General features: G+C 72.9%; 13 protein-coding genes. 8 read left to right on the forward strand and 5 right to left on the reverse strand.

Translation table 11 applies throughout. From position 1 onward, the window contains the following. Positions 1-9 precede the first annotated feature (9 nt). The 5 genes from mfd to ABZ479_RS14795 all read left to right on the forward strand — a co-directional run bounded on the left by mfd (position 10) and on the right by ABZ479_RS14795 (position 8,097). On the forward strand, positions 10-3,549 hold the full coding sequence (gene mfd / locus ABZ479_RS14775) for a transcription-repair coupling factor (protein ID WP_500461943.1): 3,540 nt from the start codon (positions 10-12) through the stop codon (positions 3,547-3,549). Between the two features lie 465 nt (positions 3,550-4,014). Further along, positions 4,015-4,662, forward strand: coding sequence for a DUF4956 domain-containing protein (locus ABZ479_RS14780; RefSeq protein WP_500461944.1), 648 nt, complete (start codon positions 4,015-4,017; stop codon positions 4,660-4,662). Continuing rightward, on the forward strand, positions 4,659-5,513 hold the full coding sequence (locus ABZ479_RS14785) for a polyphosphate polymerase domain-containing protein (RefSeq protein WP_500461945.1): 855 nt from the start codon (positions 4,659-4,661) through the stop codon (positions 5,511-5,513). Before ABZ479_RS14780 ends, ABZ479_RS14785 begins: the two co-directional genes overlap by 4 nt. Then, positions 5,510-6,421 carry a hypothetical protein gene (locus ABZ479_RS14790; RefSeq protein WP_500461946.1) on the forward strand — a complete coding sequence of 304 codons (912 nt, stop codon included), beginning with the start codon at positions 5,510-5,512 and terminating at the stop codon, positions 6,419-6,421. The genes ABZ479_RS14785 and ABZ479_RS14790 overlap by 4 nt, the downstream gene beginning before the upstream one ends. Before the next feature lie 563 nt (positions 6,422-6,984). Further along, positions 6,985-8,097, forward strand: coding sequence for an acyltransferase (locus ABZ479_RS14795; RefSeq protein WP_500461947.1), 1,113 nt, complete (start codon positions 6,985-6,987; stop codon positions 8,095-8,097). Between the two features lie 42 nt (positions 8,098-8,139). Here the strand turns inward: ABZ479_RS14795 and ABZ479_RS14800 are convergent, their stop codons facing one another. Continuing rightward, on the reverse strand, positions 8,140-9,489 hold the full coding sequence (locus ABZ479_RS14800; RefSeq protein ID WP_500461948.1) for a polysialyltransferase family glycosyltransferase: 1,350 nt from the start codon (positions 9,487-9,489) through the stop codon (positions 8,140-8,142). After that, positions 9,486-10,469: a glycosyltransferase family 2 protein gene (locus ABZ479_RS14805; RefSeq protein ID WP_500461949.1), complete on the reverse strand. Its 984-nt coding sequence runs from the start codon at positions 10,467-10,469 to the stop codon at positions 9,486-9,488. Before ABZ479_RS14805 ends, ABZ479_RS14800 begins: the two co-directional genes overlap by 4 nt. A gap of 239 nt (positions 10,470-10,708) precedes the next feature. Between ABZ479_RS14805 and ABZ479_RS14810 the strand changes: the two genes are divergently transcribed. Further along, positions 10,709-11,890 (forward strand): acyltransferase family protein, encoded by a 1,182-nt coding sequence (locus tag ABZ479_RS14810; protein ID WP_500461950.1) that lies wholly within the window; start codon positions 10,709-10,711, stop codon positions 11,888-11,890. A 48-nt stretch (positions 11,891-11,938) separates the two neighbouring features. Here ABZ479_RS14810 and ABZ479_RS14815 read toward each other — a convergent pair whose 3' ends face one another. The 3 genes from ABZ479_RS14815 to ABZ479_RS14825 form a co-directional block, all read right to left on the reverse strand. Beyond that, on the reverse strand, positions 11,939-13,474 hold the full coding sequence (locus tag ABZ479_RS14815) for a protein kinase domain-containing protein (RefSeq protein ID WP_500461951.1): 1,536 nt from the start codon (positions 13,472-13,474) through the stop codon (positions 11,939-11,941). Continuing rightward, positions 13,471-14,037 carry a hypothetical protein gene (locus ABZ479_RS14820; RefSeq protein ID WP_500461952.1) on the reverse strand — a complete coding sequence of 189 codons (567 nt, stop codon included), beginning with the start codon at positions 14,035-14,037 and terminating at the stop codon, positions 13,471-13,473. Before ABZ479_RS14820 ends, ABZ479_RS14815 begins: the two co-directional genes overlap by 4 nt. Positions 14,038-14,135: 98 nt before the next feature. Continuing rightward, positions 14,136-16,181 carry an N-6 DNA methylase gene (locus ABZ479_RS14825; protein WP_500461953.1) on the reverse strand — a complete coding sequence of 682 codons (2,046 nt, stop codon included), beginning with the start codon at positions 16,179-16,181 and terminating at the stop codon, positions 14,136-14,138. A 219-nt stretch (positions 16,182-16,400) separates the two neighbouring features. Between ABZ479_RS14825 and ABZ479_RS14830 the strand changes: the two genes are divergently transcribed. Further along, positions 16,401-17,141, forward strand: coding sequence for a hypothetical protein (locus ABZ479_RS14830; RefSeq protein ID WP_500461954.1), 741 nt, complete (start codon positions 16,401-16,403; stop codon positions 17,139-17,141). A 137-nt stretch (positions 17,142-17,278) separates the two neighbouring features. Next, positions 17,279-18,010, forward strand: coding sequence for a DUF6585 family protein (locus ABZ479_RS14835; RefSeq protein WP_500461955.1), 732 nt, complete (start codon positions 17,279-17,281; stop codon positions 18,008-18,010). Positions 18,011-18,052: the final 42 nt, after the last annotated feature.

The raw sequence follows: 18,052 nt of genomic DNA on the forward strand, positions 1-18,052 counted from the left end.
GAAAGCCACATGAGCCTCAACGGTCTGCTCGACGTCGTCGTGGACGACCCCGCGCTCGCGGAGGCGGTCCGCGGCGCCGCGGACGGCAACCGCCCGCACGTCGACCTGGTGGGTCCGCCCGCCGCCCGCCCGCTGGCCCTGGCCGCGCTCGCGGCCCGCACGGGCCGCACCGTGCTGGCGGTGACGGCCACCGGCCGCGAGGCCGAGGACCTGGTCGCGGCCCTGCGGTCGCTGCTGCCCGAGGACTCCGTCGTGGAGTACCCGGCCTGGGAGACGCTGCCGCACGAGCGGCTGTCGCCCCGCTCGGACACGGTCGGCCGGCGCCTGGCCGTGCTGCGCCGGCTGGCGCACCCCAGCGCGGACGACCCGACCGCCGGCCCCGTGCGGGTCGTGGTCGCCCCGATCCGCTCGGTGCTCCAGCCGCAGGTCAAGGGCCTGGGCGAGCTGGTCCCGGTGGCACTGCGGACCGGGCAGACCGCCGATCTGAACGCGGTCGTGGACGGCCTCGCGGCGGCCGCGTACGCCCGGGTGGAGCTGGTGGAGAAGCGCGGCGAGTTCGCCGTGCGCGGCGGCATCCTGGACGTCTTCCCGCCGACCGAGGAGCACCCGCTCCGGATCGAGTTCTGGGGCGACGACGTCGAGGAGATCCGCTACTTCAAGGTGGCCGACCAGCGCTCGCTGGAGGTCGCCGAGCACGGTCTGTGGGCGCCGCCCTGCCGGGAGCTGCTGCTCACCGACGAGGTGCGGGCCCGTGCCGCGGAGCTGGCGGAGGAGCACCCGCAGCTGCGCGAGCTGCTGGACAAGATCGCCCAGGGCATCGCGGTGGAGGGCATGGAGTCGCTCGCCCCGGTGCTGGTGGACGACATGGAGCTGCTGCTGGACGTGCTGCCGGCCGGGTCGCTGACCGTGGTCTGCGACCCGGAGCGGGTGCGTACCCGGGCCGCCGACCTCGTGGCGACGAGCAGGGAGTTCCTGGAGGCCTCGTGGGCCGCCTCGGCCGGGGGCGGCGAGGCGCCGATCGACCTGGGCGCGGCCTCGCTGTGGAGCATCGCGGACGTGCGCGACCGGGCCCGTGAGCTGGGCGTGCCGTGGTGGTCGGTGAGCCCGTTCGCGGCCGATGACGAGCTGGACGCCGACACCCTCAAGCTGGGCATGCACGCCCCCGAGCTCTACCGGGGCGACACCGCCCGGGCGCTCGCGGACACCAAGGGCTGGCTGGCCGAGGGCTGGCGCGCGGTCTTCGTCACCGAGGGCCACGGCCCGGCCGCCCGCATCGTGGAGGTGCTGGGCAGCGAGGGGATCGCCGCCCGCCTCGACACGGGCCTGGAGGGCCCGGTCGAGCCGTCCGTGGTCCACGTGGCGTGCGGTTCGCTGGAGAGCGGCTTCGTCGACCCGGCCCTGCGGATCGCGGTCCTCACCGAGACCGACCTGTCCGGCCAGAAGTCCTCCACCAAGGACATGGGGCGCATGCCGTCCCGGCGCCGCAAGACCATCGACCCGCTGACGCTGCAGGCGGGCGACTTCATCGTGCACGAGCAGCACGGTGTCGGACGCTACGTGGAGATGGTGCAGCGCACCGTGCAGGGCGCCACCCGCGAGTACCTGGTGGTCGAGTACGCCCCGGCGAAGAAGGGCCAGCCCGGTGACCGGCTCTTCGTGCCCACCGACCAGCTGGAGCAGATCACCAAGTACGTCGGCGGCGAGGCGCCCTCGCTGCACCGCCTCGGCGGCGCGGACTGGACGAAGACCAAGGCGCGGGCCAAGAAGGCGGTCAAGGAGATCGCCGCGGACCTGATCCGGCTGTACTCCGCCCGCATGGCGGCCCCCGGCCACACCTTCGCGCCGGACACCCCCTGGCAGCGGGAGCTGGAGGACGCGTTCCCGTACGCGGAGACCCCGGACCAGCTCACCACGATCGCCGAGGTCAAGGAGGACATGGAGAAGTCGGTCCCGATGGACCGGCTGATCTGCGGCGACGTCGGCTACGGCAAGACCGAGATCGCGGTGCGGGCGGCCTTCAAGGCGGTGCAGGACGGCAAGCAGGTCGCCGTCCTGGTGCCCACCACCCTGCTGGTGCAGCAGCACTTCGGCACCTTCTCCGAGCGCTACTCGCAGTTCCCCGTGGTGGTGAAGGCGCTCTCCCGCTTCCAGACCGACTCCGAGGCCAAGGCCGTCCTGGAGGGCCTGCGCGAGGGCTCGGTGGACGTCGTCATCGGCACCCACCGGCTGTTCTCCTCGGAGACGAAGTTCAAGGACCTGGGCCTGGTCATCGTCGACGAGGAGCAGCGCTTCGGCGTGGAGCACAAGGAGCAGCTGAAGAAGCTCCGTGCCAACGTCGACGTGCTGACGATGTCCGCGACGCCGATCCCGCGCACCCTGGAGATGGCGGTCACCGGCATCCGCGAGATGTCGACGATCACCACCCCGCCGGAGGAGCGGCACCCGGTGCTGACCTTCGTCGGCCCGTACGAGGAGAAGCAGATCGCCGCCGCGGTCCGCCGTGAGCTGCTGCGCGAGGGCCAGGCCTTCTACATCCACAACCGGGTGGAGAGCATCGACAAGGCGGCGGCGCGGCTGCGCGACCTGGTGCCGGAGGCGCGGATCGCCACCGCGCACGGGCAGATGGGCGAGTCGCAGCTGGAGCAGGTCGTCGTCGACTTCTGGGAGAAGAAGTTCGACGTGCTGGTCTCCACGACGATCGTCGAGTCCGGCATCGACATCTCCAACGCCAACACCCTGATCGTGGAGCGCGGCGACACCTTCGGCCTCTCCCAGCTGCACCAGCTGCGCGGCCGGGTCGGCCGCAGCCGTGAGCGGGGTTACGCGTACTTCCTGTACCCGCCGGAGAAGCCGCTCACCGAGACGGCGCACGAGCGGCTGGCGACGATCGCCCAGCACACCGAGATGGGCGCCGGCATGTACGTCGCGATGAAGGACCTGGAGATCCGCGGCGCGGGCAACCTGCTCGGCGGCGAGCAGTCCGGCCACATCGCGGGCGTGGGCTTCGACCTGTACATCCGCATGGTGGGCGAGGCCGTGGCCGACTACCGGTCGGCCCTGGAGGCGGGCGGCGGCGAGGCCGAGGAGGCCCCGCTGGAGGTCAAGATCGAGCTGCCGGTCGACGCGCACGTCCCGCACGACTACGCGCCCGGCGAGCGGCTGCGCCTGCAGGCCTACCGCGCGATCGCCTCGGTCAACTCCGAGGAGGACATCAAGGCCGTCCGCGAGGAACTCACCGACCGCTACGGCAAGCTCCCGGAGCCGGTGGAGAACCTGCTGCTGGTGGCCGGGCTGCGGCTGCTGGCCCGCCGTCTCGGGGTCGGCGACATCACCCTGCAGGGCAACAACGTCCGCTTCTCGCCGGTGGAGTTGCGCGAGTCGCAGGAGCTGCGGCTCAACCGCCTCTACCCGCGCACGGTGGTGAAGCAGGCGGCCAGGCAGATCCTGGTGCCGCGCCCCACCACGGCGCGGATCGGCGGCAAGCCCGTGGTCGGCCGGGAACTGCTGGCGTGGACGGCGGAGTTGCTGACCGCGGTGCTGGACGGCTGAGACACTCGCCGCCCCCGGGGACGCGACCTGGCCCCGTCCGCGCGAGAAGGGACGTGCGGGCGGGGCCCGTTCGCGGTTCGGCACGGTGTTTCCCGGACGGCCCGCCCTCACCCCTTCGAGTGGCATTGCCCGGTGGCCGGAGCGCGCGCGTGGCGCCGGGCTCGCCTCTCCTGCCTGGCGTTCTTCCCGCGGTGCGGGGGCGGAGAGCGCATCGGGGCGGCTTGCCCGGCGCGAGGCGCGGGGCTAGCGTCCAAAATCACTGGACACATCGTCCGGTGTTGATGGACGGACTCGCGTCCCGCCGGCGCCCCGCCCACACCCCGACGGTGCGTCCCGCGCACTCCGGGCCCGGGGATCCGCCGCCCCATCCCCCTTTCCGAGGACGGATCCCCGGGACCCGGGCCCGACGATCCAGCCCCCGGAGGAAGAAGTGCCCGGACCACACCCGCCCGAGCGGTGCCGTTCATGACGCACGGACCCTGGGAACTGCTCGCGCGCGGCGGCCTGGACGTGCTGGCCCTGATGGCGCTGGTGGGCCTGCTGTACCGGCGCGGCAGCCCGGCACCGCAGATGCCGCTGGTGCTGACCGCGCTGAACATCGGCCTGTTCGCGGCGATGAGCGCGATGGGCGCGGGCAAGTTCCCGGCCGGGGTCGGCTTCGGGCTGTTCGGCATGCTCTCCCTGGTCCGGCTGCGCAGCACCGCCTTCACCGCCCGGGACGTCGCGTACACCTTCACGGCCCTGGTCATCGCCCTGTGCGGGGGGCTGCCACAGCGGGAGATCTGGCTCGTGGTGGCACTGCACGCGCTGGTCCTCGCGGCGGTCCTGGTCGTCGACGACCCGCACGCCCACCAGGCGACCCGGGTGGTCCGCCTCACCCTCGACCGGCTGTACGCCGACCCTGCGGCGATCCACCGCGAGGTCGCCCTGCGGTTCGGCCAGGAACCGCTCGAGGTCCTGGTGGACGAGGTCGACCTCGTACGGGAGACGACCCGGGTGTCGGTCCGCTACCGCGGCGACTCACCCGTGGGCTGGGGCCTGCCCGAGGACGGGGCGGGACAGCCCACCGGGCGGAGCGGGCACGACAACCCGCTCGAGAGCAGGCTCGTGTGACCGCCGCGGAGCCCTTCGCCGACGTGCTCGGCCTGTCCGCGCTGCGCGGGGCGACCCTCGCCGAGGTCGACGCCGCCGCCGCGCTGCAGCACCGGGTCGACCGCAAGTACCTGCTGCCGGTCCTGTCGGCGCGCTGCCTGGTCGCCGCCCTGGCCCCGACGCACCGCGTGCTGGACCTCGGCGGCCGCCGCACCACCGGGTACCGCAGCACGTACTTCGACACCGCCGGGCTGAGCGCCTGGCACGCCCACGTGCAGGGGCGCAGGCGCCGCTGGAAGGTCCGCACCCGGCTCTACGTCGAGGACGGGCTGTGCCGCGTCGAGGTCAAGACCAAGGACGGGCGGGGCGCCACGGTCAAGCACGCCCGCACCCTCGCCGCCCGGGAGTACGGCCGCATGGGGGCCGGGGCGGTCGCCTTCGTCGACGACGTGCTCGGGGGCGCGGGGGTCCCGGTCCGCGCCGGGGCGCTCTTCCCCGCGGGGGAGATCCGCTACGTCCGCGCGGCCCTCGCCGACCTGGAGGCGGGCAGCCGCGTCACCCTCGACGGCCGGCTCACCTGCCACAACGGCCGGACGACCGCCGCGCTGGACCAGGGCTTCGTCCTCGTCGAGACCAAGGGCGGCCCTCGGCCGGGCCCCGCCGACCGGCTGCTGATCGGCCTGGGGGTGCGGCCGCTGCCGCTCAGCAAGTACGTCGTGGGGCAGGTCCTGCTCGTCCCCGGTCTTCCCGGCAACGACGTGTTCCGCCTGGTCCGGCACTGCTTCCACGCCCTCCCGCGCAGCGCACCGGCCGTCCGGGTCCCCGCCCCGTCCGGGCCGCCCCCGAACGAGACCGCCGGAACCGCGCGGTGAGCACGGCCCGCCGCAGGGCCCCGGTCCGCCCCAGGGTTCCGGTCCGGGCTCCCCGTACCGCGGACCGGCGGTACCGGGTCGTCGCCGTCGTCGCCGCGGCGGCCGCCGTCCTCGGCCTGATCGGCATCCACGACCCGGGCCCCGCGGACCCCGGGAAGGCCGCCGCCGCGGTGCGGCGGATCGGGCAGAGCCCGCCGCCCCCGCTCTTCCCGGACGCCGAGGTGCGCGTCTGGACCGCCCGGCTCGACCAGCGGCGGCGGGCCGCCGACGCGCTGTACGCACGGTGGCGGGCGGGACACGGCACGGTCCGCGACGACCCGGCCTTCGTCCGCTGGGCCGCGGACCACGTCCCGGACCCGCCCGGCGCGGCCGAACGCGCCGCCGGACTCGGGCAGGCGCGCCGCCTCGCCCGCACCCGCACCGCCGCCGGCCTGGCGGCCGCCGCCTGGCTCGCCGCCCACGGGGAGCAGGACATCTGGCGCCTCTACCTGGACGACCAGCGCGAACTGCTGTCACGCGCCGAGGGCGAGGCCGCCCGGGCCAGCCTCGACGCCGCGCTGGAACTGGCCGGGACGGTCGGCGTACGGCTGGCCGGCCACTACCGGCAGCCGTACCCCTCGGTCCTCGACCCGGCCCTGCGCCCCGGCCCGGCGGCCACCCGGGACACCGGCTGCGCCTGCGCCTACCCGGCCGCCCCCGCGGTCCTGTCCTCCGCCGCCGTCGCCATCCTCACCGGCCTGGCCCCGCGGCGCGCCGCCGAGTACCGCTGGATGCAGGTCCAGGTCGTGCACGCCCGGCTGTACACCGCCGACCACCTGACGGGTGATCTGCTCGCCGGAGTGCTGCTCGGCTCACTGGTCGGCGATTACATCCGGGCGGCGGACAGCACCGGAAAAACTCGCGCATGACCGAGGGCACCCCTGCTGACCTGGCAAGGGAGCTCGCATCCGGGCCAGGTTCACCTGGACGCCACCCCGCGGCGGCCGGCCTTCCCCCGGTTCGGGCCTCGCGCTCCCGGGGACGTCCCATAGTCTGCCGGGACAGGTGATTTCGGACATCGACCGGAACGTGGATCCATGCACATCGCCGTCCCGCCCGCACACCGGCCCGGACCGGCCCTCGCGGGGCCGGGCGAGGTGGCCGGCCATGAAGCCGACGCACCGGGGTACACGTGGTCGCAGGAACCGTTCGACATCGCCCGGTCCGGAGAGCGGACGGGCCTCGCCCCGGGCCCTCCGGGCACGGCCGGCCGGGCCGGCCGGCCCGCGGAACCCCTGCCCGCCGTGCCCGCGACGGCGGGCCGGAGCCGCCGCCTCCCGCGCCCCGGGGGACGGTCCGCCCGCCGGCAGGACCCGGGACGCACCCGCCCGCGGCGGGGCCGTGCCGCGCAACCATCCGATCCCGCGGCCCTGCCGGACACCGGCCGGACCGCTCGTACGACCGGGAGTGACCACCGATCTCCGCGCAGCCGATGACCACCGCCGCGTCAGCCCCCGTCCCCGTCACCACGCCCGCGACCGGCCCGGCCACGGCGCCCTCCACGCCGCGGGACGCCCCGTCGCACGCGCACAGATTCGACATCGACCTGCTGCGCGTCCTGTGCTCCATCGGTGTCATCGTCTGCCACTCCGCGGGCCAGTTCCTCAACGCCGTCGGCCGTGAGCCCGGCGGCGGCCGGCCGGTCTACTGGATCGCGCTGGCCGGCGACGGCCTGAGCCGATGCGCCGTACCTCTGTTCTTCGCGATGGCCGGCTGGGTCGTCCTCTGTGGCGCGCCGCCTCGTGACGGGGCGCAGGTGCGCAGACGGCTGACCCGGATCGTGGTGCCCATGGCCGTGTGGACGGCCGCGTACTTGGTGTGGGACTGGATCCGGGACACCAACTCCCGGTCCACCCTCCGGCTGGCCTACGAGTCGCTGTTCGGGTCGGTGCAACCGGCTTTCCACCTCTGGTACCTGTACGCCTACGTACCGGTGATCGCCGTGCTGTCGCTCGCCGCCCTGGTCAAAGGAGGGAAGCGGCCCTACGGCCTCGCTGCGGTGTTCGTCGCCCTGGCGCTCGCGCCGACCCTCCTGGACGACGTCGCCGGGCTGTTCCACGTGAAATCGCCGGGCTTCGCGTGGGACCCGTCCCCGTACCAGCTCGCCTATGCCGCCACCGGCGCCTTCCTGCTGGCGCTGCCGCCCTCGGCCACCACTGGGCGCCGTCGGCGCCTGCTGTGGCTCGCGGGCGGTGTGTGCGGGTGGGCCGCCGTCGTCGCGTACGAGCGCTTCGTGCACTACCCGTCCCCCTACGCGGGGGTGTTCGTGCCGTTCCTGGCCGGCGCGCTGCTGATGGCGTTGAACCGGATCACCGTGCCGGCACGGTTCCGGCCGCTGCTGTCCCGGCTCGGCGCCGCTGCCTTCGGTGCCTACCTGGTGCACCTGATGTTCCTGCGGGCCCTTGCCCCGTCGCTGGTCACCGCGGACGCGGGCTGGATCGGTGCGGCCGGACTGCTCACGCTGCTGGTGGCGGGGACCGTTGTACTGTCCTTCGCCGCCAGTCTGCTGTGGACGCGACTGCGGTTGAACCGCTGGCTGGGTTGAACCGCCGGCTGGGCTGAACCGCCGGTTCAGCCCAGCCCGATGTCAGCCCTGGGCGGTCCGGATGCTCTTCACCAGACGCCGCACCGCCGGGTTGCGGCGCAGGCCCTCGGCCCTGACCCCGCTGCCGCCCGGCAGCCGGAGACTGGTCAGCCGGCGCCGCTTGAAGTAATTCGCGTTCGCGGAGAGATGGGCTGTGAGCCACGCCTCGGCCTCGTCCCGGAGAGGCGCGTACTTGACCGACTGCATGCAGTAGCTCACGGTCCTGACCAGGGGGGCCAGTTCGCCGTTGACCCGCTCCGGCGACAGCTCGAGCGGCTTGCCGGCCTCGGCGGTGTCCCGCTCGAGGTCCGGGAGGACGGCGTCGATGACGGTGAGGGGCACCCGGTTGCTGTTCTCGTAGGGGGTGATCCGTTCCAGCAGCAGTTCCGTGCCGACCCGTGCGACGGGTATCCCGTAGAACACGGCCGCGGTCATCAGCGCGGTGGAGAAGCATCCGACGACGAGGCCGGGCCGGACGTGCTGGTACACCGTTTCCGCCAGCACGGGAACGTCGAGGACGCTGAGCCGCACCCCCAGTTCCTCCGCCGCCTGTTGCAGTGACTGCGAGTACTGGGCGGGCGCGCTGGGGTGCGGCTTGAACAGCACGTGCCGGTGGCCGGCCGCGACCGCTCCGCGGAGCATTCTCACGTGCAGCCCGTCCTCCTCGGCCGTCGTGATCAGATCGAGGGCGGAGAGGTACTGACCGAGCAGCACGGCCGTGGGCCGGTCGTCGGCGGGCAAGTGTTCGTCGAGAGCCGCGACGCCGTTCCCCCCGATTTGCTCGAGGACGTGCAGGAACGGCTCCTTGGGGATGACGACCGGCTCGACGCCGTACTCGGACAGCAGCATCGGGCGTAGCCCGGGCACGAGGTCGAGGTGGAGCAGCCGCTTGATGCGGCTGTTCACGCCGACCGGGATCCGGTTACGAGTGGGGCCGTAGCTCATCAGGCCATCGGCGTACACGTGGACGGGGCTGTCGGCGAAGATCTCCACGATGGCACGGGACGGATTCGCCTGGATGGATTCGCACGCGATCTCGACCGGCTCGGTTCCCAGGTCCCATGCCAGGCGCAGGGCCCGCTCCCAGAGCAGGGTGTCCTCGGGACGCGGCGACCAGCCGACCGGGTGGTGCGGGGCGATGGTGTCGTTCCACGAGTGCACCGCGTCGAACTCCGGCCGCAGCTGTTCGAAGCCGGGCATCTTGTCCAGGGGGGTGCTCAGCTCGGGTATCGAGGAGGTGTTGCTCACCACGAGCAGCCGGCGGTCCTTCCGTGGCCCGAAGAGGCCGGCCCTGATGGCGCTGGTGATGGTCGCGGCGGCGTACTGGGTGGCCGCGAAGAAGATCTGGGTCATACGAGGGCTTCCTTCATACCGCCGCGTATCCGGCGCAGGGTCCGCTTGCGCTGGTCGTCCATACCGGCCAGGGCCTTCTGGAGTTCGTGCTCGGGGATGCGGCGCAGCGCTTCGGCGCTGAGCTCCTTCAGACGGGTGGCGACCCGCCGTTCGAAGCGGTCCCGCTCGCGCAGGTGGTGGGCGATCACGACGCAGTAGTTCCGAATGGCCTTGGGGCGCAGGTCCGCGACGTCCGGGTCGCCGGCCAGCTCCTCCAGGACCAGCTCGAAGGACCGGATGAAGTCCAGCTGCCGCACGTCGCCGATCTGGGTGAGCGAGGTCGTGATGCCGCGCCGGTAGAAGACGCCGTGCAGGCTCGCCACCGCGTAGGAGTCCGCCTCGCGGTGCAGTGCCCAGATCCACGGGCGGTCCTCGGCGGTGCGGAGCCCGTCGTGGAAACGGAGCAGGCCTCGGTCGAGCAGCCGACGGTGGTAGATGCCCGCCCAGGCGTACGGGTAGTCGACCATCGTGGTGTCGTCCGTCGGCAGGATCGATCCGCGCGGATCCAGCGGTGTGTCGCGGCGGCCCTCGGGCGCGCGGTGCACCCGGCGTTCCACTCCGGTGACCTGGACGTGGTCGGTGCGCACGAAGTCGACGTCGTGACGCTCGATCGCGTCGACGAGTTTCGGCAGGTAACCGGGGGCGAGCCAGTCGTCCCCGTCGAGGAAGGTGAGGTAGCGCCCTTCCGCCACGTCGATCCCGGTGTTGCGGGCGGTGGCGAGTCCCTGGTTCGTGTCGTGCCGGATGACCCGGCTGTTCCGCAACCGCTTGGACATGTCCAGTAGCGCTTCGTACGTGTCGTCCTTTGTGGAGCGGTCCTCGACGAAGATGAACTCGAAATCGTCCCGGTCATTACTGACGAGACTGGACACCATGTCGGCGAGGTAATACCGGATGTTGTAGCACGGGACGACGACGGAGAGCGTGGGCCTATTGGTCACATGTTCACCTAGTTCTCGTACAGCGGAAACCATGGAAAGGCTAGCTTTCGTTGTGTGGCTGCCTGCTGTACACAAGGTGATCGGAAGATGAACTCGGGCTGGAGGGTTTCCGCCGCCTGTTCCGGATGTCCGCGGATGTCGACTTGGCCCGAATCGCGACGGGCTGACAATTCCTTACGCTCACATGGCGCCCCGTGTCGCGGGGAGGCTGGATTTGGCAGACGGCTGGTGGGAGCACGATGTCCTCGACGGTAACGGAACGGGGTTCGGTCAAGGCCGCGCCCGTCATAGTGGGTGACAAGGAGAGGCCCGGGAAGGCCGTTGGCGGCAGACGCGCCGGCGGCGATCGGCTGCGCGCCCTGGACGGTCTGCGCCTCGTTGCCGCGCTGATGGTCTGCCTTTTCCACTACGTCGGCAAGGCGCAGACCGGACACGCCTGGGGACGCAACCCACGGGAGCTTTTCCCGCACCTTTCCGATGTTGCCGTTTACGGCTGCCTGGGAGTGCAGCTCTTCTTCATCATCAGTGGTTTCGTGATTTGCATGAGCGCCTGGGGGAAGTCGCTGGGCGACTTCTTCCGCTCCCGTGTTTCGCGGCTCTACCCCGCCTACTGGGCGGCGATCGTGCTGACGACCGTGGCCTGCGTGGCAGCGCCGGCCGTGATCCACCCCCTCCGCTTGGACGAGGTGCTGGTCAACTTCACGATGCTGCAGCAGCCGATGGGCGTACCCCGGGTCCTCGGGGTGTGCTGGACCCTGTGGGTCGAGGCCCGGTTCTACCTCCTGTTCGCGCTCTTCGTCGTCTGGAAGGGCGTCACATACCGCCGGGTTGTCATCTTCTGCTGCCTGTGGACGGTGGCGGGCGTGCTGGCCCGGGTCGCCGACACCCCGCTGACCGACGAGATCGTGATGCGTGACCACGCCCCGTTCTTCATCGGCGGTCTCGCCCTGTACCTGATCCACCGCTACGGCAGCGACCTTCTGCTCTGGGGCATCGTCGGCGTCAGTTGGCTGCTGGGACAGCGCTACTCCACCACCGCCCTGTGGTCCCCGGACGCGACGGGCGGGGAACCGCGCTCCCCCCATGTGATCCTTTTCGTCGTCACCCTGGCCTTCGTGGCGGTGGCTGCCGTGGCGCTTGGGTGGCTCCACTGGGCGAACTGGCGCTGGCTCACCTTCGCCGGAGCCTTGACGTACCCCTTCTACCTGGTCCACGAGCATCTCGGCTGGTTCGCCATCACCGCGCTGCACCGGCATCTCGGGCTCACCCCGCGGGAGACCCTGGTGAGCGCGATCTTCGGCATGCTGGTACTGGCCTATACGATCCACCGTCTCGTGGAGAAGCCCTTCGGACCCCGGTTGAAGCGGGCGATGAGTGCGCAGGCGGCGCGACTGCGTCTGGCCGGGCAAGGCCGGGGCTGACCTACGGGCCCCGTCCTCCCCGCACCGGACGGCGCCGGTAGCCGCCGGTCAGCGGCCCACCTGCCCCAGCCAGGTCAGCGTCCGCCGGACCTCCAGGGAGAAGGGGTGGTTCGGGCCGTGCACCCGGTCGGAGTCGTAGAGCAGACGCGACAGCACGTCGTGGGCGGCCACGCGGTCGCCCACCGACAGCAACAGGTGGCCGATGCGGCGCCGCACCTCCAGGGGCAGGTCCGGGTCGGTGGCGCGGTACTGCTCGAAGGAGGGCAGCAGCGCCCGGTACTCGGCGAGCGCCGCCGGGGCCTCACCCAGCTGCTCCAGGCACTGGGCGGCCTCGTAGCGGTACTGCAGCGACTGGCGTCCCGACGGCCCCGACTCGGCGGCCAGTTCGTCCGCGAGCCGGCGCAACTCCGGCAGGGCGCGGCGGTACTGGCCGTCCTCCATCAGCGTGGCCGCGTACTGCTTGCGCAGCATCCGCACGACCGGTGACTGCTCGCCGTGCTTCTCCGCGGCGGCCGGCAGCACGCCCCCCAGGATGTCGACGGCCTGCGTGATGCGGCCCGCGTCGAGCAGCCGCTTCACCTCGTCGACGGCCTCCGCTATGCCGTGGCCCGCGGGGGCCGCGGTCGCGGCCGGGGTGGGGGCGGGGGCGGGCTGCGACGGGCCGGCCGGCCGGTCCGGCCAGGGGGCGAGCGGGCGCAGGAAGGGCCGGGTGGGGTCCATCGGCCCGAGGGGGCGGTGGACGGCGCCGGGCAACGGCAGCAGCGGCGCGAGCCGGCGGTAGGCCTCCTGTGCGTCGGCCGGGCGGTGCTGCGGGTCCTTCGCCAGCAGTTGCAGTACCAGCGCCTCCAGCGGCTCCGGCACCTCCGGGCGCACCTGCCGCAGTGGCACGGGCTGCTCGTACAGGTGCCGGTGGAGCACGCCGAGCGCCGTGGCGCCCGCGAACGGGACGGTGCCGCTGACCAGTTCGTGCAGCAGCACCCCGAGCGCGTACAGGTCCGTACGGGGCCCGACCGCGCCGCTCATCGCCTGCTCCGGCGCCATGTACGCGGGTGTCCCGATGGGGGTGCCGGTGTGGGTGAGCCGGGTCGTGTCGGTGTCCAGTACGGAGGCGACCCCGAGGTCCAGCACGACCACGGTGCCGTCCGGACGCACCATCACGTTGCGGGGCTTGAGGTCGCGGTGGACGATCGGCACCGCGTGCACCGCCGCCAGCACGGCGCACAGCTGCGAGGCGACGGCGACCGCCCACGGCCAGGGGTAGGGGTCGTGCTCGGCGAGGTGGTCGGCGAGGTCGGCGCCCTCGACGTACTGCATGACGAAGTACAGCTCGTCGGCGTCGCTGCCCGCGTCGTGGACGGTGACCAGTCCCGGATGGTCGACCTGCGCGGTCACCCGGCACTCCCGTACGAAACGCCGGCGCAGCTCGTCGGCGTCGGCGCCACCGGCCACCTTGTCCGGGCGCAGCAGCTTCACCGCCACCCGCCGGTCCAGCCGCCGGTCGTACGCGGTCCACACCTGGCCCATGCCGCCCTGGCCGAGGACCGTGGCCAGCTCGTATCGGCCGGCGACGATCCGTCCGTTCACTGACCGCCCTCCTGCTTGCGCAGCAGGTCGCTCAGCTCGTCGAGTTCGGCCCGCACCTGGTTGATCCGCGGCTGGTGCGGGGGCACGGGCGACTGCGGCGGCGGGGCCTGCGGCGCGGGGGGCGGGGGCGTGAGGTACGGGTTGTAGTTCGCCGGCGGCTGCGGCGGCCCCGGCTGGTGCGGCGGCGGGTACGGCACGGTCGCGGCGTACGGCGGGTGGGGCGGGGCCGTGTTCGCCCGGTGCAGTGCCAGGTCGGCCAGCAGGTAGTACACGCCGACGACGGGCACCATGAGCATCACGGGTATGACCGCCGCGTCGGTCCAGGGGTCGGTCGTCGGCAGGCTGCCGACGGTCACGAAGGACGCGACGGTCAGCGTGGCGCTGAGCCAGAAGAGCACCCAGTCCTTGGCGCGGCGCCGTTGGATCGCCAGATGCAGCAGCGCGAGGCTGGACAGGTAGCCGCAGCTGAACGCGGTGATCGTGAGGAAGACGACACGGAGCGTGGTCGCCGCGGCCTTGGACTGAGCGGGTGGGTACGGCGGGACCGGGCCGGGGCCGTTCATCACTGCTCTCGGACTCCCTGGACGTCAGTGCGGGGACAGCTGCGGTGGTATCGCGAGAGTATCCGCCGCCGACGACGGGCTGTCACCCGATCCCGTAACTATTCGGGACGCACCGTGCCGTCGGTCAGTCCGTCGTAGAGCCCCTGCACCAACCGCTCGCCCAACTGCCCCGCCAGTCGCATGGCGTCCTCGAAGGCGGCCAGGGTGCGGAAGCGCTCCCCGTACCGGCGTTGGTCGGCCGGCGGCAGCCGCGGCACCTGGAGCCGGCGGACGTCCAGCCGGGTCGCGGTGGAGGCGTAACTGCTGGCCTGGCGGTTGTTGGCGGTGCCGCGCAGGAAGCCGGCGAGGAACCAGGGATCCAGGGCGGCCGGATCGGGCCGCAGCAGGTGCAGGTTGCGTCCCAGGGCCGCCCCGGCGGTGGCGGCGTCGACGACGCGGGCGGCCGAACCCCGGCCGAGCACGGGGACGACCACGTCGCCCTCCCGCGTCAGGACCGGTTCCTCCTCGGACGGTCCCTCGGGCAGGGTGCCGCTCGGCGCGCCGCCGCCGAGGACGTCGTGCTCGGTGAGCACCGCGGGGCCGCCACCGGGGCCGGCGCTCCCGTTGCCGCCCGCGCGCAGCACCAGCGCCCCGGCGCGGGCCAGCTCCCCGACGGTGGTGAGCGGCCAGCGGGCGGGCTCGGCCGCCCCGGCGGGCGCGGGGGCGAGTTCGGCGCTGCGCAGCAGGGTGGCGGCCAGCCGCTCGCGCACCCCGGCGAGTTCGGCCGCCCCGCCGCCCGCGGCGGGCGGCGGCAGGTGCCGGGCGGGGGCCAGGTCCACGTCGTCGTCGAGCAGGTCGATGACCTTCAGGGCGCGGCTCACGCCGGGCCGCTCCTCCGTGGTGCCGTGCCGGTCGAAGGACTGCCAGGCGTCCAGCACGGTGGCGCGCACCGTCTGCCAGGGCACCTTCTCGCCCCCGGGGGCGGCGTCCTGCGATCCGGCGGTGTCGACCAGCAGCAGGTGCGGGGAGGCCGGTGTGCCGGCGCCCGGCCTGCGCAGCACCCACAGGTGGAGCGGGATGCCGTACGGGGGCGCGGCGCCGGCCGGGAGCGCGACCACGGCGCGCAGGGCACCGCGCCGCAGCAGGTCGGCCCGGATCCGGCGGCCGGAGCGGCGCGAGGCGGCGGCGGGCGGCATCAGCAGCACGACCGTCCCGCCCTCCCGGACCCGGGCCAGGCAGTGCTGCACCCAGGCGAGTTCGGACTCGGTGCGGGCCGGGAAGCCGTACTCCCAGCGGGGGTCGTAGGCGAGGTCCTCGTGGCCCCAGTTGCGCTCGTTGAACGGCGGGTGGCAGAGCACCGCGTCGGCGGCGAGCCCGGGGAAGGCGTCGGCGCGCAGGGTGTCGCCGCCGGCCACCCGCACCACCGAGGCCGGGTCGGAGTGCAGCGCCAGCCGCAGCGCGGCGAGCGCGGCCAGGTCCGGGTCGGCCTCCTGGCCGTACACCTCGTGCGGGGCCTCGGCGGCACGCAGCAGCGTGCCGGTGCCGCAGGCGGGGTCCAGCACGGTACGGGCCGGGCCGGCCAGCGCGGCCATCAGCTCGGCGGGCGCGGGCGGGGTCAGCGTGTACTGCCGGGGGTTGGCGTCGAGGTAGCGCCCCAGCAGGAACTCGTAGGCCTGGCGCGGTCCCATTTCCGCGGCGAGTTCGGCGGCCCCGCCGAGCAGTTCTGCGTCGACGGGGGTGCCGGGGCCGAACCGCCCGCCGAAGTGCCGTTCGAGGACGTCCCGTACGGCGGCCACGGCGGCCACGGCGTCCTCGGCGGCCAGGGCGTTCCCGGTCTCCGGGGCCCCTGTCCGGGGCCCGTGGCCGGGGCGTTCACGGACCAGCAGGCAGACGGCGCCGGCCTGCCGGAGCGCGGTGGCGGTGCCCGCGGGGTGGGACTCGGCCCGCTGCCAGACCCGTTCGCGCAGCGGGACCTCGGCGAGTTTGCCCTGGGCGCGGAGCCAGCCCTCGACCTCCCGCAGCGCGAAGGCCGGGCTGGTGTCGGTGCCCCCGACCGGCTTGGGGAAGTCGGCGTGCCTGCGGCGCCAGTTGCTGACGGCCGCCCGCCCCACCCCGGCCAGCCGCGCGATCCCGGCGGCGGTCACCTCGCTTGCGTTCTCCGGCACCTGGCTGGCTCCCTTCCCGCGGGGTGCGGCTGTGGTCATGAGCATAGCGGTGAACGTGAAATCCGAGCATTCACGTCGTGAATCCATGCGAACCGAATGCTCGTGTTGACTCGGTTCACAGCTCGTGCTGTGATTGACCCATCGGTTCACGGAGTCCCCGGGCGTTCCGCCGGCCCGCAACCGTCATCCACACGCTGTCCACCAAGGGGGACGACTCTCATGACCACCACTCGCGGCGCGCTCACGGCCCTCGGCTGCCTCACCGCCGCCCTCACCATGGCCGCCTGCGGCCCGCTCGGCGGCGACAAGGCGGAGCCCGCCTCCACCGCCCTGGCCGACCAGCCGGTCGCCGACATCGGCAAGAAGTCCGTGGCCGCCATGAAGTCGGCCTCGTCGATGACCGTCGACCTCGACGGCGTCTCCGAGGGCGAGCCGATGAAGTTCCACATGACCATGAGCAGGACCGGCGACTGCAAGGGCGACGTCACCGTCGAGGGCGGCAACGTGCGGCTGGTCAAGGTGGGGAAGGCGCTCTACATGAAGGGTGACGACGCCTTCTGGAAGTCCCAGGGCTCGGACGGCGCGGCCGCGCAGGACTTCATCGGGGACCGCTGGATGAAGACCAAGGCGGACGCCCCGGACAACAAGGACTTCATCGAGGCCTGCGACCTGAACAAGTTCCTCGCCGAGCTGGAGAAGGACGCGGACGGCGACCTGGGCGGGAAGAAGGGCAAGCCCGCCACCCTCGCCGGCACGCCCGCCCTGCCCATCGTCAGCAAGGACGGCGCCGAGACCACCACCGCCTACGTGGCCACCGAGGGCAAGCCGTACGTGCTGAAGGTGGTCGTCAAGGGCGGCAAGGAGCCCGGCACCATGCTTTTCTCCGACTTCGACGAGCAGGCGGCGCTCAGCGCCCCGGCCGCCAAGGACACCGTCGACATCGACAAGCTGGCCGGCTGAGACCAGCGGCCACCGGCCACCGGTCACCGGTTAACGGCCACCGGTTAACGGCCACCGGCTACGATCCCCGGGCCCTGGCGCACGCCGCGCCAGGGCCGTCCTCTCCCGTCCCCTCCCCGAGAACGGCGGAACGCACCATGGAAGACCGGATACCCGACGACGTCGCGGCCGCCGCCGCGGCCGAGGGCCTCGGCCGGCACCGCTTCACGATCCTGCCGAAGCGGCACGGCTTCCTGATGACCTGCAACTTCGTGTTCATGATCCTCGTGGGGCTGGCCTGCTTCGTCCTGCCCGGCCTGTGGTTCCTCCACCACGCCCTGCGGACCCCGAACTTCTCCCGCAAGGCCGCCGCCCGGCGACTGCACTTCTACGAGTTCGGGCTGGTCGAGATCGACCACGCCGGCGTCCCCGCCGCCTTCCGCTGGGACTCGATGACGGTGCTGCAGGAGATCACCGAGTCCTACGTCAACGGCATCCACGTCGCCACCGGTTACCGCTACACCCTGCACAAGGGCGACGGCACGGTCCGGAAGATCCTCAACTTCTACGCGGAGCCCGAGCGCTGGGGGCCGTTCATCCAGCAGGAGGTCGCCGGGTTCCAGCTGCCGGGCATGCTGCGCATGCTGGCGGAGGGAGGGACGCTGACCTTCGGGGACATCGCGGTCAACCGCACCGGTGTCGCGACGCCCAGGCGCGGGGCCGTCACCTGGCAGGAGATCGAGGGCGTGCGGGTCTCGGACGGCGTGCTCGTGCTGAAGAAGGCCGGCAAGTCCCTGTCCTGGTCGTCCAAGAAGGTCAAGGACATCCCGAACTTCCTCCTCTTCCTCTCCCTTGTGGACGAGCTGCGCCGAACCGCCCCCGTACGGTGACCGTTCGGCCGCCGGACGCCCCCTGCCGGGCCGCACCCCCCA

It is taken from the genome of Streptomyces sp. NPDC005722 (assembly GCF_040630935.1).
Taxonomy (GTDB): Bacteria; Actinomycetota; Actinomycetes; order Streptomycetales; family Streptomycetaceae; genus Actinacidiphila.

Coding starts and splice junctions, on each gene's coding strand:
- mfd (WP_500461943.1), top strand. CDS start 10: ATGAGCCTCAACGGTCTGCTCGACGTCGTCGTGGACGACCCCGCGCTC.
- ABZ479_RS14780 (WP_500461944.1), top strand. CDS start 4,015: ATGACGCACGGACCCTGGGAACTGCTCGCGCGCGGCGGCCTGGACGTG.
- ABZ479_RS14795 (WP_500461947.1), top strand. CDS start 6,985: ATGACCACCGCCGCGTCAGCCCCCGTCCCCGTCACCACGCCCGCGACC.
- ABZ479_RS14800 (WP_500461948.1), bottom strand. CDS start 9,489: ATGACCCAGATCTTCTTCGCGGCCACCCAGTACGCCGCCGCGACCATC.
- ABZ479_RS14810 (WP_500461950.1), top strand. CDS start 10,709: ATGTCCTCGACGGTAACGGAACGGGGTTCGGTCAAGGCCGCGCCCGTC.
- ABZ479_RS14820 (WP_500461952.1), bottom strand. CDS start 14,037: ATGAACGGCCCCGGCCCGGTCCCGCCGTACCCACCCGCTCAGTCCAAG.
- ABZ479_RS14830 (WP_500461954.1), top strand. CDS start 16,401: ATGACCACCACTCGCGGCGCGCTCACGGCCCTCGGCTGCCTCACCGCC.
- ABZ479_RS14835 (WP_500461955.1), top strand. CDS start 17,279: ATGGAAGACCGGATACCCGACGACGTCGCGGCCGCCGCCGCGGCCGAG.